The organism is Bacillus sp. C1, from assembly GCF_054570475.1.
On sequence record NZ_JBTMZT010000003.1, the window covers coordinates 236,006 to 250,225 of the forward strand.

Consider the following 14,220-nt stretch of genomic DNA (forward strand, 5'->3'; position numbering starts at 1 on the left):
TTTTAATAGAAATCATTAATAAAAATGATGGATATACCTAATATAGTACAATTAGACACCCTTCTTTGAGAAAAGGATGCCTTTTTCATTTACAACCATTGACATAATCGAAAAGAAATATTAAAATAACTATAATTTAGTAAGCTGCTAATTTATAGTTATTAAAAAGAGGTGAAGAAAATGAAAGATATATTATTTCGCATTAATGAACTAGCAAAAAAAGAAAGAACTTCAGGACTAAAAGAACTGGAAAAGCATGAACAACAAATGTTAAGACAAAGCTATATGAGAGAATTTCGCGGGAGTTTAGATTCCATTTTATTAAATACAACAATTGTAGATCCTAGCGGAGAAAACGTTACTCCACCTGCTTTACAGTATGCACAAAATCGTATGAACCTTAAAAAATGAAGTCTACAATTAATTTAAACAAACAATTTCACAAAATAACAGCAACATAAAAAGAGCCAAATTTCTATATTTAGAAATCCTGGCTCTTTTTAGCATGTCATCTCATTATCTCTAATTCTTATAACGTCATAATTTAAAATACTTTTACACTCAAGATAAATCCGCTATTGTAAAAGCACCTGGCAATAATTGTTCGACCGTCACTTCTTTCTCATCACCTTTTTGATTTGTCAATAACACCGGCATTTTAGGTTCACAAAATTCTGCGATAACTTGTCTACAAGCACCGCATGGTGAAATCGGTCCATCTGTTTTACCTGTAATCACTAAATAGCAAAACTCTCGTTCCCCTTCTGATACTGCCTTGAAGATTGCTGTTCTCTCAGCACAATTACATAAACCGTAAGAAGCATTTTCTATATTACAACCTGTATAGATTTTTCCTTCTTTCGTAACTAATGCTGCACCAACAGGAAATTTAGAATATGGAATATAAGCTTTCTCTAACATCTTTGTTGCTTCTTCAATGTATCTTTTTTTATCCATGTTATTTCCCCCTCAAAGTCAATTTAATCTTATGAGTAATTAATCAGTTATAATTGTATGAATTAATTTAGGCGTTTCAGCCTTTTCTGCTACAGAAATGTTTTCATAAATTTTTGCTTTTACATCTTCCACATTTTCACGATTTGCATAAATCGTAACAAGTGCTTCTCCCTCTTTTACAGCTTCACCAACTTTTTTGCGTAACATTAAACCAACAGCCAAATCAATTTCATCTTCTTTTGTTGCACGACCTGCTCCTAGAAGCATTGCTGCAATACCAATTTCATCTGCCACAATGTTAGAGACTACACCTGAAACTTTGGCTGGCACATCAATTACATATTTGGCTTGTGGTAATTTTTCTGGATGATCTACAATCGAGCTATCTCCGCCTTGATTACTTAAAAACTCTTTGAATTTCTCAATCGCTTTTCCGTTCTTCATAACTTCTATTAACATTTCACGTGCTTCTTCTAATGTATTTGCTTTTTTACCTAGCACAACCATTTGACTACCTAACACAAGAACCAATTCCGTTAAATCCTCTGGTCCTTCTCCTTTTAGCGTATCAATTGCTTCTTTTACTTCAAGAGCATTACCAATCGCAAAACCAAGAGGTTGTGACATATCTGAAATAACAGCCATCGTTTGACGTCCAACATTATTTCCAATTCGAACCATCGCATGTGCTAATTCTTTTGCATCTTCTTCTGTTTTCATAAATGCCCCTGCACCTGTCTTAACATCAAGAACGATTGCATCGGCACCAGCTGCAATTTTTTTACTCATAATTGAACTTGCAATTAACGGAATTGAATTCACTGTTCCCGTAACATCACGTAGTGCATATATTTTTTTATCAGCAGGTGTTAAATTTCCTGTTTGTCCAATAACCGCTACCTTATCACGATTCACTAAATCAATGAATTGTTCTTTCGTAATTTCAACATGGAAGCCTTCTACCGCTTCTAATTTATCAATCGTACCACCTGTATGACCTAAACCACGACCAGACATTTTTGCAACCGGTACATCTAAAGCCGCTACTAATGGTCCTAAAACTAATGTTGTTGTATCACCAACACCACCAGTTGAATGTTTATCTACTTTAACGCCTGCAATCTCTGATAAATCAATTGTTTCTCCAGAATTCACCATAGCCATCGTTAAATCAGCACGTTCACGGTCAGACATGTCTTTGAAAAAGATAGCCATTGCCAGTGCACTCACTTGATAGTCAGGTATTGATCCATCTGTATACCCTGTAATAAAGAACTGAATCTCCTCTGTTGTTAATTCTTTTCCGTCACGTTTTTTCGCAATAATATCTACCATTCTCATCTTAATCACCATTCCTTTTTATATTCTATGAAATTTTTAATATATTAAACCAACAATCGTTGCTGATAAGAAACTTACTAACGTTGCACCGAAAAGTAATTTCAAACCGAATCTTGCTACTACATTCCCTTGTTTTTCATTTAAGCTCTTAACAGCCCCTGCAATAATTCCAATTGAAGAGAAGTTCGCAAATGAAACAAGGAACACGGATATAATAGCTGTTGTTCTTCCAGAGAAATTAAAGTTCCCTTGTGCTAAATCTGTCATTGCCACAAATTCATTTGATACAAGTTTTGTTGCCATGATGTTACCTGCGTTAACAGCTTCATGCCAAGGAACCCCCATAATAAATGCAAACGGCGCAAATACATAGCCAAGAATTTCTTGGAATGAGATACCAATTACGCCTTTAAACACCGCATTAATGAAAGCAATTAAAGCAACAAATCCAATTAACATAGCCGCTACTGTAATAGCAACTTTAAAGCCATCAATTATATACTCCCCTAATACTTCGAAAAAGGTCTTTTTCTCTTCCTCTTGTACTTCTAACATATCTTCTTCTTCAGTAACCTCATATGGATTAATGATCGAAGCGATAATAAATCCGCCAAATAAGTTAAGTACTAAAGCGGTTACAACATACTGCGGTTTTAATAACACCATGTATGATCCAACAATTGACATAGAAACTGTTGACATTGCAGATGCGCACAATGTATATAATCTTCTTTCCGATAGTAAACCGAGTTGCTTCTTAACAGAAATAAACACTTCTGATTGTCCTAAAATGGCTGAAGCTACTGCATTATACGATTCAAGTTTCCCCATTCCATTTATTTTACTTAAAGCTAAACCGATATATTTCACAATGAACGGTAATACTTTAATATGCTGCAGAATACCGATTAAAGCTGATATGAAAACAATTGGCATTAATACCCCTAAAAAGAACGAAAATTCTTTTTGATTTACTAAACCACCAAATACGAAATTAACACCATCACCAGCATACTTTAACAATTGCCCAAAACCATCTGCAATCCCAGCAATTAATACGTTCCCGATGCTCGTATTTAATAGTAAGAAACCTAAAATAAACTGAAGCACAATCATCGTTATAATAGGGCGATATTTCACTTTTCTTCTATTATTACTAGCAAGCCATGCAATACCTAACACAATAATCAAGCCTATGATACCGATTACATATTTCATAACATTCTCCCTCCTTTTTCGTATCCGCTTACATATTTTTCAATTATTAAAGTAATAGATACATCATGCACTTTCACAGTTTGTGTATCTATTACTTCCCATTTCTTATAAATTAGTAGTTATCTGACGCGCCTTCTTGATCATTTAATACAATTGCAACACTTGCACTTGCACCGATTCGAGAAGCACCAGCTTCAATCATCTTTTCTGCATCTTCACGTGTACGAACGCCACCTGATGCTTTCACACCAACGTTTGCTCCAACAGTTTTGCGCATTAATGCGATATCTTCAGCAGTTGCCCCACCAGTTGAAAATCCAGTTGACGTTTTCACAAAGTCAGCACCAGCTTTTACAGATAATTCACAAGCACGAACTTTTTCTTCATCTGTTAATAAGCAAGTTTCAATAATAACTTTTACAAGCGCTTTTCCTTTTGCTGCTTGTACCACTTCACGAATATCATTTTCAACAAATTCATTTTCGCCATCTTTTAAAGCACCAACATTGATTACCATATCAACTTCAGTTGCGCCTTTTGCAATTACATCTTTTGTTTCAAATACTTTTGTCTCAGTTGTATTTGCACCTAAAGGAAAACCAATTACTGTACAAACATCTACATCATATCCCGCTAATTCTTCAGCAGCTAATTTTACCCATGTAGGATTAATACAAACAGAAGCGAAATTATATTTCTTTGCCTCTTCTAAAACTTTCATCACATCTTCTTTTGTCGTATTTGGTTTTAAAACTGTATGATCAATTAATTTTGCAATGTTCATTTTCTTCACTCCTCATATCTTTTAACAACTTCATTCTAACTCCACTTTGAACAAATGTAAACACGCATTCGAAATTTTGTTCAACATTTTATTGAGATTATGAAATAATTTTTAAAAAATTGACACAAAAAGAAGGTTTCTCAAATTTATGCTTTTGAGAAACCTTCTTTTTTAACCTTTAATAATTTAAAAGTTCTTTCGCGGTATGCTGATCGATAATCAACACATTCGCATACCCTCCGCTTAACGCACCATCAATTGCTTTTACTTTTCTAGAACCTCCAGCAACGAGAACAGAGCGTTGCTTTAATCGCAGTTCCTCCAAATCAATACCAATTGTTCGCTGGTTAATCTCTTCGCTGCAAATGTTGCCATCTCCATCAAAAAAGCGCGAACAAATATCTCCTACTGCTTGTTCTTTTAATAAACTCATTTCCTGATTATCTAAATAACCTAAACGAAATAGTAGCGCTTCATCCCTAACAGTACCGACTGTAAAAATTGCAATGTTCGCTTGCTTTCCCATTTCAATAATATGATGAATATGTCGATCTTGTTCCACTAATTCCTTTGTCACTGCGTTATCAAATATAACCGGAAGTGGTAAATTTCGTGGGGTTGTTTGAAAGGCGTCAGCAAATAAAGCAATCGTTTCATTCGCATACGTATTAACACTTGAATGGCTAATACCTCCTTTTAATTGAACAACCTCTACTCCCTTTACAGGTTGTGGTGCCATTTTTCGAGCAATTTCATACATCGTCGTTCCCCAGCTCACCCCGACAATATCACCATTTGTAACTACCTTCTCCATATATTCAGCAGCATACTTGCTAATATACTCTGTAATGGCCGCATACTCTGGTACTGGTGAAAACACAACATGCGCTTCTAATAAATTATATTTTTCTTTTAGTAAGTTTCCTACATTATCTAAATCAGCGAATGGATCAGCTATATTAATTTGAACAAATCCTTTTTCTTTCGCATATTTTAACAGTCTTGAAATGGTTGGTCTGGAAATATTCAATTTATTAGCAATTTCTTGTTGACTATAATCCGATTGATAATATAACCTTGCAACTTCAACGCTTAATTGTTGTTTCTCTTTATCCATAGTAACTTATTACATATCCTTTCCTGTATTTCCCTTTCATTACAAGCATTATACAGCTTTATGCTAGAAATTTCGACTATCTAAATGAATAGAAACTTTTTCTATTCATTTATTTTCCCTCTCTTCTTTAGTTTTCTTACAGTAAAAGAAAAAAACAATGGATCTAATCCACTGTTTTTCATTTCGTTACACCTTCATACAATTTTTCTGTATAATTCTTTACATCTTTCCAGCTATCTTTTGCCGTGTTTAAATCTTCTTTTATAAAGGTAAATTCTTCCGGACTAATTCCCTTTACATTTTGCAGCAAATTATTATATTTTGCTCCTACCGTATACCACTGATTTGATATATTTTGAAGCGCAGTAATTGCCGCATCAATGGTCTCTGTCATATTCGTTGTTTTATTTTTAATATCTGTCAAAATAACTACTTCTTCCTGTACTCCAGAAATTCTCGCTTTTAAATTCGCTATTTCTCGCTCTGCATTCGCAATATCTTTCTTCGCAACAGCAATCATTGGTCCCCCGGCAAGACAAGTAATTAAAGCTACACAAAGTACACCGCCAGCAATTACCATATCATTACTCTTTTTAATTGATTCATTATACGTATTAATTTGTTGCTCTAAAGCTGGAATACCAGCATTTGCACTTGCTAAAATTGCCGTTAATTGATTGGCATCATCTTTAAAGCTACTTGTATCTTTCGCCATTCTATCGCGAAACATTTTTAAATCTCCTAATAAAACATCTACTTCATTTTGATTTTTCAAAATGCCTGCATACAATTTTTCTAAATCTGATTTTAATGTACTACTATCCTTTTGATCTACTGCCAATAGCATGTTGTTGTAATATGTTTGAAAAGTATTATTAAACTCAATAATATTTTGATCCGTTTTCATAATCTGAGGTTTCATTTGATTTAGCCAGTATGTTGCGTTAATTTTTGCATCTTTTTGATGCTGAATCATGTTCCCTCTTAAGTCACTATGAATTGAGCTTATTTTATTCAAATCTGTCTCTTGTTGATTTTGAATTTGTTTTGCATACGAATCCATTGCAAATAGGCTAGATGTTGTTTGTGCCATTACATCTTGAAACCCTGCAGGCCCGAGAGAATAATTTTTCGCATTTTCTTGTAATATCTTTATGTTTTGTTCTGCTGCAAGAGGATGTAAAGGAAACGCATTACTTGTTGCTACTCCAGCAATCATTATCGTTAAAAGACATTTTTTATAAAAATTACTACGCATACCTATCACCTATTCTGTTTACGAGGATATAAAACGTAAGAGGTAAAGAGCCCTTGCTCACTTGTGAACAAGGGCTCTTTATTAAAACTAATAATCTGTACATAAAGCTATAACAATTTTATTTATATTATGCTTTTTTCGTATCAACTACTTTAATGTCCTCTGCATAAATTTTCTCTGCATAATCTTTGATATTTTTCCAGCTATCTTTAGCGATATTTAAATCCTCTTTGATGAAAACGAGATCGTTAGGGCTAATAGATTCAACATTTTGAAGTAAAGAATTATATTTTGATCCCATCGTATACCATTGGTTTGAAATATTTTGTAGTGCAGTAATAGCTACATCGATCGTATTTGTTAAATATTCAGTTTGGTTTTTAATATTCGTTAAGCCCGCTACCTGTAATTGCGCTTGAGAAATTTGTCCTGTTATCTTTTGGATTTCTGCCTGTGCATTGTCAAGTTCTTTCTTCGCTAAAACAATACCAGCTGTTCCTCCTCCTATTGCTGCTGCTCCACCTGCAATAAGTCCAACTCCTAACGGGGTCCCTGCACCAGTAGCAATTACAACTGCTCCGCCAATAATTGCAATTGGCCCTAAAGCTGTTGCAACTGATGATCCAATGATAATTGCGTTATATTTACCAATCGCCTCATTATAGGTCGTAATTTGATTTTGCAAGAGCGGGATTCCAGCATCTTGACTTGCTAAAATAGATGTTAATTGATTTGCATCCCCTTTAAAGTTTTGTGTATCTGCTGTCATTTTATTTCGGAATTTTTTTAAGTCTTCCACTAACTTATCTACTTTTTCTTTATTCTCTGTAATGCTAGTAGACAATCTCGTAAGTCCTTTTGTTAATGTTGCTTTGTCTTTATTATCTACGGCTGTCACTAACGTATCATAATAGTTTTGGAATTTCGTATTATAATTAATAATATTTTGGTTTGTAGAAATTAATTGTGGTTTAATTGTATCCAACCACTGATTTGCATTTCCTCTAGCAACATCTTGATGATAAACGACTTTTGTTTTTAAAGAGTCATCAACAGTCGTTATACCGTTAAAATTAACATTAGCTTGCTTAATAATCGTTAACGCATACAAGTCCATTACTAAAGCATTGGATCCCGTTCGTTCCATTGCAGCTCTTAGACCATCTGGCCCTAGTGAATACTCAGAGTATGTATCAGATGCATCTGGTACACTAGCATAAATCGGAGTTGGTTTTGCTATGCTTTCTGCTGCATATGTATGTGCTGGCAGGATATTCCCCGCTGCAACTACCGCCATGATTGCCGATAGAGCCATTACTTTATAAGGTTTTTTTGTCATTTTTCTTCTCTCCCCGCATTTATATATTGATAATTTCCTCATTAATGCACTTCTACATTCGATACGTAATCTTCAAATTGCTTCGTTTGTTTCCCCATCTCATCACTTAACTTTTTAAGCTGATTGAAATGCTTTGGAAGCAAATGACTATCTGTATATGTTCCCGTTTCAAGATTTGTTTGAATTTGGATCATATTATTATTTAATACTTTCCAATCATTTAGTAAGTACTCTAACGTTGTAATTTGTCGACTAATTAATTCGGTAAAACTACTCACTTGATCTTCAACAAAAGTAATTTGAGTCGCTTCTGTCTCCGTTTGTGATAATTTTTGAATAAGTGGTATTAACTCTTTTTGTTTTTGTTGAATACGTAGAGCTGCTTCCCTCGTTTGACTATCCGCAGCATTTACAATTTCATTACTTAAAGAACCGATAGAAACAAAGTCTATTGTTTTCGTTTGTGCGGTTTGATTTGTTATTGTAAATACTTGTTTACCAATATTAATGGAACCTTTAATAATCTCTTGTGGCCTATTTAAAATATTTGTAAGCTCTTTTTGAATTTCTTCCTGGATTCTTTTAATATCTGCTCTTAACTTAACAATATCTCCATTTGAGCCTTGTAATGATTGGATAGCCTCGTCAGCCTTTTGCGATAAGCTTTGAGTATCTTTATCTAATCCAGCCTTATAACGGTTTAACTCCAACAAAGTTTGTTCCATACTTTCTTGAATCGTTTGCACTTGTACTTGTAACTTTCCATATGTACTTGTAAAATCTTCTTTTGCTTGCCCGTCTTCATTTATTGCTCCTGCTAGTTCATATAACTTACTATAATAGTTATTAAACCTTGTACTATATCTCATCATCTCTTGATTTAAATCAATTAACATTGGATTATATTCATCAATCCACTCTCGAACATTTGTCTTTGCAAACTTTTGATGATTCGTCAAACTGCTCATAGTGTTCACTTTAATATCTGGTTGCTGTAAAATAACCAATCCATATGCTTGTATAAGTGGAGACTGTGATCCTAACATTCTAATTGAGTTTGACAATGTATTTGGAGCAATTACATTTTGTGTGTATACTGGCTTCCCTCCCTCCGCGTAAGCGCTTGCAGGAATAAAGCAACTTGTAGATACCGCTGTAACCAATAACCCTGTAATTAAAGTCTTCTTCACTTTAACTCCCCCTAATGTATTAGTAACTATTTATATTTCATTTTTATATTCTACTTTTAAAATACGTTATACTAGATCAAAATAGAGAACGTTCTCATAGTAATTCGCTAAATACCCACCTCTCTCAATTTAATAAAATTAAATTGCAGTACTTGCTTGAATGTAAGAAATATCATATTCATCATACTTTTAAACAATGAATGAACTTGTATAATTTTTACTATTCACAAAGATTATTACATAAAAATATTATTCATTTTCATCCGAAATTTGTCGAAATATGCAAAAGTAACTTTGTTTATATCCAAGCTTTGTACTGTAATGTAATTTAAACACAGCAATTTTTTATCGTAAAGAAGTATTTTAATTCCCTTTATTTTCAATGGTTCCTGTCCTTATTTTAAAATAAAATCAAATAGGTTCATCCACTTTAAATATCCATAAATAACAATAGAAAATATGAATTATTAATCCGAGATAAAATTATTTCAATATAATTATTTTGCAGATATGCAATAATGCATATATACATGATTCGGCAAATAAAAAAGGTAGCTTTACCTAAGTAAAGCCACCAAAAAATCTATTATTCTTTATTTTTTCAAGTGATAAGGCACAGTTGTGATCACGACATTTCTTCGATAAAGTAAATATGCACGAATCAACAAGCTCGACTGATTATGCAGAATGTTATGCCAACCTTTCTTCGGGATAAACTGTGGTATAACTACCGTAACTCGATAATTCGATTCACTTGCTTTATATTGCACTGTATCAATAAACTTTGTTAGCGGTTGTATAATACTTCGATAATTGGAATGTAGCGTAACAAGCCTTACCTCAGGCTGCCATTTCTCCCACTTCTCTTCAAATTTCTTCTCTTCTTCTCTTTCAAAAGAAACGTAAACAGCAATGATTTGATCTGGTGAAAGGGATTTAGCATAATTTAATGAGTTTTCTACTACATGCGTCATACCAGCTACAGGAACGATGATTACATTTCCTTCAATCGGCACAATTGGTTCACAAGTTTTAAGACTTAATTGATCGCCTACTGCTTCATAATGCCTTCTAATTCGATGGAAAACAAAAATGATGGCAGGTAAGAAAATTAAGACTGTCCAAACTTGTGAAAACTTGGTTAAAAAGAACATACTCATAACGATAAAACTAATAATTGCACCCGTTAAGTTAATCGTTAATTTTAAAATCCATCCTTTTGGCTTTTCACGAATCCATTTCACTACCATTCCAGACTGGGACAGCGTAAATGGAATAAACACACCTACTGCATAAAGCGGGATAAGATGTTCGGTTTGTCCTTGGAAAGCAATAATTAAAAGAATTGAAGCAACTCCAAGTATGATAATTCCATTTGAATACCCTAATCTGTCTCCCCTAACTGTAAACATTCTGGGTATAAACTTATCTTTCGCAAGATTAACTGCTAATAAAGGAAAAGCAGAATAACCAGTGTTAGCAGCTAGGATTAATATTAACGCTGTTGTTCCTTGAATAAAGAAATACATGAAGTTCCGTCCAAATGTTTGTTCAGCAATTTGTGAAACAACCGTTACCTCTTTACTTGGAGTAATTCCATAATAATACGCTAAATATACAATCCCTGAAAATAGTACTGCAAGTAAAGATCCCATCGCAAGTAACGTTTTAGCAGCATTATTAGGAGCTGGATCTTTAAAATTTGGAATTGCATTAGAAATCGCTTCAACACCTGTTAAAGCAGAGCTACCTGATGCAAATGCTCTTAAAAGTAAAAATAAACTAATCCCTGCTACTGGCGTACCAATTGGTGTATGCAACTGAGGTGAAACTTCACCTGTTACAATGTTATATATACCTACACCGATTAATATAAATAGTGCTAAAACAAATAAATAAACGGGATAAGCTAAAACAGAAGCGGACTCCGTGACACCTCTTAAGTTCAAAATTGTAATAAATATTACAAATATAATCGCGATAATCACATTATGCTCATGTAAGCTAGGAAAGGCAGATGTAATCGCATCTGTACCTGCCGATACACTAACTGCTACAGTTAAAATATAGTCTACTAATAAGGATCCTCCAGCTATTAATCCTGGATTCACCCCTAAGTTTTCTTTAGATACAACATATGCTCCTCCTCCATGAGGATAGGCAAAAATAATTTGTCGATAAGATAATATAAGCGCTGTTAATAACACTAATACTCCCATCGCAATTGGAATAGAATACCAAAACGCTATTGCACCAAGGCCTGCTAAAGCGATCAAAATTTGCTCTGGACCATAGGCAACCGACGATAATGCGTCAGAGGATAAAATTGCTAACGCTTTTGTTTTATTAAGCTTTTGTTCCCCTAATTCGGTTGATTTTAACGGTCTTCCAATTAAAAATCTCTTTATAGATGAAACCACTGTTGTCCACTCTCCAATAATTTTGTACGAACAATTCTCTGCTAGTTAAAGCTAATAAACTACCTTCTCAGAAAACAAAAAATGTCTACAAGCTATAACAAATAGACTTGTAGACATCAATTTTTTTGTCGCACAAGCTCCACCTTCCTTCTCAATATAACGCTTACGAGGTTAGCTGTCGGATTCGGGCCTATGAGTAGCCCTACCTTTTTCAAGGATTCACCCCTTGGATTATGCACTAATCCATCAAAACGGGTCCCCCGTACCATGCGGTTTCAGCGATTTAGAAATTTGAAACTGTGGATTATAATACTCCTTTATTTTAAAAAAGTAAATAATTTTTTTAAAACAATAGCTTAAATTTTTAGAAATAGAAAAATCGCGATGATTATGTAGGGTATTACTTCATGAACGAACATAATACGTCATATCAAGTTTGAATAAAAAGGATAATAGATTTACATAAAATCGTTTTTTGTCTGATAAATTCTTAGATGAAATAATTGAAGAGCCTACTCAACTATACGCTAACTCACAAAGGAATAAAATGATGTACGCACAAATAAAGGTAATGCATAATTTATTTCCGAACAAAAGGACGTTTCCTTATATAGACCTACTTAATATTTCTCCAGGTAATCCATCAATCTCACAAATTTTCTCTGATGTAAATCCTTGTTTTATTAAAATTTTTCTAGAAGGGATATTTTCCGGATCAATAATTGCTTTCAGTACGTTCAATTTTGTTTGCTTAGCTAGTTCAATTAATTGTTTTGCAATTGTGGTACCATATCCTTTCCCCCAATAAATAGGCAATATCATATAGCCAATTTCAGCTTCTTCTCTTTCTTTTTCATTTAAAGTTAAATGCCCAAGACCAATAAATTCATTCGTTACACTATCATAAACTTTATATGAACCATACAACTTATATTTTCCATTACATTCTAATAACTTTTGATAGTTAACTTTGGCCTCTTTCAACGGAATCGCTCGTTCTGTAATTTGTACCATAACTTGTTCATTAGATACTAATTGGAAGTAATCCTTAAAATCTGTCACTTCAAATTTCTTAAAGTTTAGTCGCTGCATTTTATTCCTCCAAGCTTTCCACTTTATCAAATAGAAATTATCATTATTATTTTAAGTTAATCAGAAAAAGCCGATACTATTTTTATAATATCGCCTTTCAATTTAATTGTTCATACATGTCAGAATTATAATGTAAAAATTCAATCCATAGGGTGGTCTTCATCCCTCACTAATTATTACCCTACACTAATCGGACTTTTGTAGGCAGTTGTCCCACACACATAACTTCTTTTCTTCCGGTGAATTTTGAGGTTAGAGTCTTACTATCAGCAAATAGCAGGATAATAGAGGCCGTTTGAACGTTCTCTTACAGCATCTCTTCGTAAACTTTTAAATTTTGATAAATAATTTTTAACAATGGCGCATCTATATGCAATTGTTTTGCTAATTTCAACAAATATCCTTGTAAGTACTCCCCTTCGATAGATGAACCTTTTTCCATATCCCGCTGCATGGAAGATTTCATATCATATGAAATCTTATCAATCGTCTTCATATGTTCGTCAACAATATGATCCTGAATTGGGGCTCCAGATACTTTCATAATCTGCGCTACTTCTTCAAATAAATTTCGAATCAAGTCCCGGCCCCCGTCACTTTCACGGATCGGTCCTATTGGTGCACGCATTAGCGTAGTCACGCCTGACATAACAGTAATAAATAAATATTTATGCCACATATCTTGCACAATATGATTACTCAAAACAAAACTTGCTTTTGTACCCTTTAAGGTATCGACAACCCTATGTATGCGTTCTGTATGTAGATTTTTAATTTCCCCAAATACAAGTTGGTCAGCAGCGCTAGTTTGAACAACATCTCCCTCGTCGTTTAATGTTGTTTCAATAAAACACAAACCTCCAATAACTTTATCCTCACCAAATACTTGTTGTAGTGCGGATAGATGGGCTATACCATTCAGTAGCGGTATAATAATTGTGTTCTCACCAACAAATGGCTTCAAATCGTTTATAGCTTCTTCTAAATGATAAGTTTTTGTTGAAAATAAAATTAAATCGAATGGATCTACGGATTCAGTTTTTATGATTAATTGTGGTGTAAAGGAGAAATCTTCCTTTATACTACGAATAACAAGACCATTTTTCTCAAGCTGTTGTTTCCGGCCACTACGAACGAGAAAAGTAACGTCCTCCCCTTTTTCTACTAAACGGCCCCCAAAATATCCTCCGATTCCTCCAGCTCCTAATACTAAAATACGCATATAGAGAACTCCCCCCTTTTCCAAACATGAAAATTTTACTTCCTTGTAGCATAACTATATTATATATCCGATTCATTAAACAAACAGAAAATTCAACTTTCAACTTTTTTTATATAATAGAATTCATCATTTTATTAATGAATAGATTAGTAGCATTTCAATTTTTAAAATTATGGATTATAAACTTAATAACTACTTATAAAGTACCTATTCTATCCCCCCTTAATAAATACATACCAAAAAATGATATACTAAATGCAAAACCTTTAGAGGAGCTGACTA

General features: G+C 33.6%; 12 protein-coding genes and 1 riboswitch. Of the genes, 1 reads left to right on the forward strand and 11 read right to left on the reverse strand.

Annotated features, from left to right (window positions below; genetic code table 11):
- Window positions 1-180: 180 nt before the first annotated feature.
- The gene (locus ACX5JI_RS12165) at window positions 181-411 is read left to right on the forward strand and encodes a DUF896 domain-containing protein (RefSeq protein ID WP_459501299.1); all 231 of its coding nucleotides are present in this window, start codon (window positions 181-183) and stop codon (window positions 409-411) included.
- A 150-nt stretch (window positions 412-561) separates the two neighbouring features.
- On the opposite strand, the gene ACX5JI_RS12170 is transcribed toward ACX5JI_RS12165, so the two are convergent.
- The 11 genes from ACX5JI_RS12170 to panE all read right to left on the reverse strand — a co-directional run bounded on the left by ACX5JI_RS12170 (window position 562) and on the right by panE (window position 13,938).
- Window positions 562-957, reverse strand: a complete 396-nt coding sequence (locus ACX5JI_RS12170; protein WP_459501300.1) for a cytidine deaminase — start codon at window positions 955-957, stop codon at window positions 562-564.
- 39 nt (window positions 958-996) lie between these two features.
- On the reverse strand, window positions 997-2,298 hold the full coding sequence (locus tag ACX5JI_RS12175) for a pyrimidine-nucleoside phosphorylase (protein ID WP_459501301.1): 1,302 nt from the start codon (window positions 2,296-2,298) through the stop codon (window positions 997-999).
- A gap of 36 nt (window positions 2,299-2,334) precedes the next feature.
- Entirely contained in the window at window positions 2,335-3,516 is a 1,182-nt protein-coding gene (locus tag ACX5JI_RS12180; protein WP_459501302.1) for a NupC/NupG family nucleoside CNT transporter, read from the reverse strand.
- A 112-nt stretch (window positions 3,517-3,628) separates the two neighbouring features.
- A complete protein-coding gene (deoC, locus tag ACX5JI_RS12185) occupies window positions 3,629-4,300 on the reverse strand; it encodes a deoxyribose-phosphate aldolase (RefSeq protein ID WP_459501303.1) in 672 nt (223 codons plus the stop codon).
- A gap of 178 nt (window positions 4,301-4,478) precedes the next feature.
- Window positions 4,479-5,417, reverse strand: a complete 939-nt coding sequence (gene deoR, locus ACX5JI_RS12190) for a DNA-binding transcriptional repressor DeoR (protein WP_459501304.1) — start codon at window positions 5,415-5,417, stop codon at window positions 4,479-4,481.
- Window positions 5,418-5,595: 178 nt separating this feature from the next.
- Window positions 5,596-6,675, reverse strand: a complete 1,080-nt coding sequence (nheC, locus tag ACX5JI_RS12195) for a non-hemolytic enterotoxin subunit C (protein ID WP_459501305.1) — start codon at window positions 6,673-6,675, stop codon at window positions 5,596-5,598.
- 127 nt (window positions 6,676-6,802) lie between these two features.
- Window positions 6,803-8,014, reverse strand: a complete 1,212-nt coding sequence (gene nheB / locus ACX5JI_RS12200; RefSeq protein ID WP_459501306.1) for a non-hemolytic enterotoxin subunit B — start codon at window positions 8,012-8,014, stop codon at window positions 6,803-6,805.
- A gap of 41 nt (window positions 8,015-8,055) precedes the next feature.
- On the reverse strand, window positions 8,056-9,204 hold the full coding sequence (nheA, locus tag ACX5JI_RS12205; protein ID WP_459501307.1) for a non-hemolytic enterotoxin subunit A: 1,149 nt from the start codon (window positions 9,202-9,204) through the stop codon (window positions 8,056-8,058).
- Window positions 9,205-9,797: 593 nt separating this feature from the next.
- On the reverse strand, window positions 9,798-11,624 hold the full coding sequence (gene kimA / locus ACX5JI_RS12210; protein WP_459501309.1) for a potassium transporter KimA: 1,827 nt from the start codon (window positions 11,622-11,624) through the stop codon (window positions 9,798-9,800).
- A 145-nt stretch (window positions 11,625-11,769) separates the two neighbouring features.
- Window positions 11,770-11,915, reverse strand: a riboswitch (cyclic di-AMP (ydaO/yuaA leader).
- Between the two features lie 315 nt (window positions 11,916-12,230).
- On the reverse strand, window positions 12,231-12,716 hold the full coding sequence (locus ACX5JI_RS12215) for a GNAT family N-acetyltransferase (protein ID WP_459501310.1): 486 nt from the start codon (window positions 12,714-12,716) through the stop codon (window positions 12,231-12,233).
- Window positions 12,717-13,023: 307 nt separating this feature from the next.
- Window positions 13,024-13,938 (reverse strand): 2-dehydropantoate 2-reductase, encoded by a 915-nt coding sequence (gene panE, locus ACX5JI_RS12220; protein WP_459501311.1) that lies wholly within the window; start codon window positions 13,936-13,938, stop codon window positions 13,024-13,026.
- Window positions 13,939-14,220 lie beyond the last annotated feature (282 nt).

Excerpts from the sequence above, each read along its gene's own strand:
- nheC (WP_459501305.1), bottom strand. The coding sequence starts at position 6,675 with ATGCGTAGTAATTTTTATAAAAAATGTCTTTTAACGATAATGATTGCT.
- ACX5JI_RS12215 (WP_459501310.1), bottom strand. The coding sequence starts at position 12,716 with ATGCAGCGACTAAACTTTAAGAAATTTGAAGTGACAGATTTTAAGGAT.
- panE (WP_459501311.1), bottom strand. The coding sequence starts at position 13,938 with ATGCGTATTTTAGTATTAGGAGCTGGAGGAATCGGAGGATATTTTGGG.
- ACX5JI_RS12165 (WP_459501299.1), top strand. The coding sequence starts at position 181 with ATGAAAGATATATTATTTCGCATTAATGAACTAGCAAAAAAAGAAAGA.
- ACX5JI_RS12175 (WP_459501301.1), bottom strand. The coding sequence starts at position 2,298 with ATGAGAATGGTAGATATTATTGCGAAAAAACGTGACGGAAAAGAATTA.
- nheB (WP_459501306.1), bottom strand. The coding sequence starts at position 8,014 with ATGACAAAAAAACCTTATAAAGTAATGGCTCTATCGGCAATCATGGCG.
- ACX5JI_RS12180 (WP_459501302.1), bottom strand. The coding sequence starts at position 3,516 with ATGAAATATGTAATCGGTATCATAGGCTTGATTATTGTGTTAGGTATT.
- deoR (WP_459501304.1), bottom strand. The coding sequence starts at position 5,417 with ATGGATAAAGAGAAACAACAATTAAGCGTTGAAGTTGCAAGGTTATAT.
- deoC (WP_459501303.1), bottom strand. The coding sequence starts at position 4,300 with ATGAACATTGCAAAATTAATTGATCATACAGTTTTAAAACCAAATACG.
- ACX5JI_RS12170 (WP_459501300.1), bottom strand. The coding sequence starts at position 957 with ATGGATAAAAAAAGATACATTGAAGAAGCAACAAAGATGTTAGAGAAA.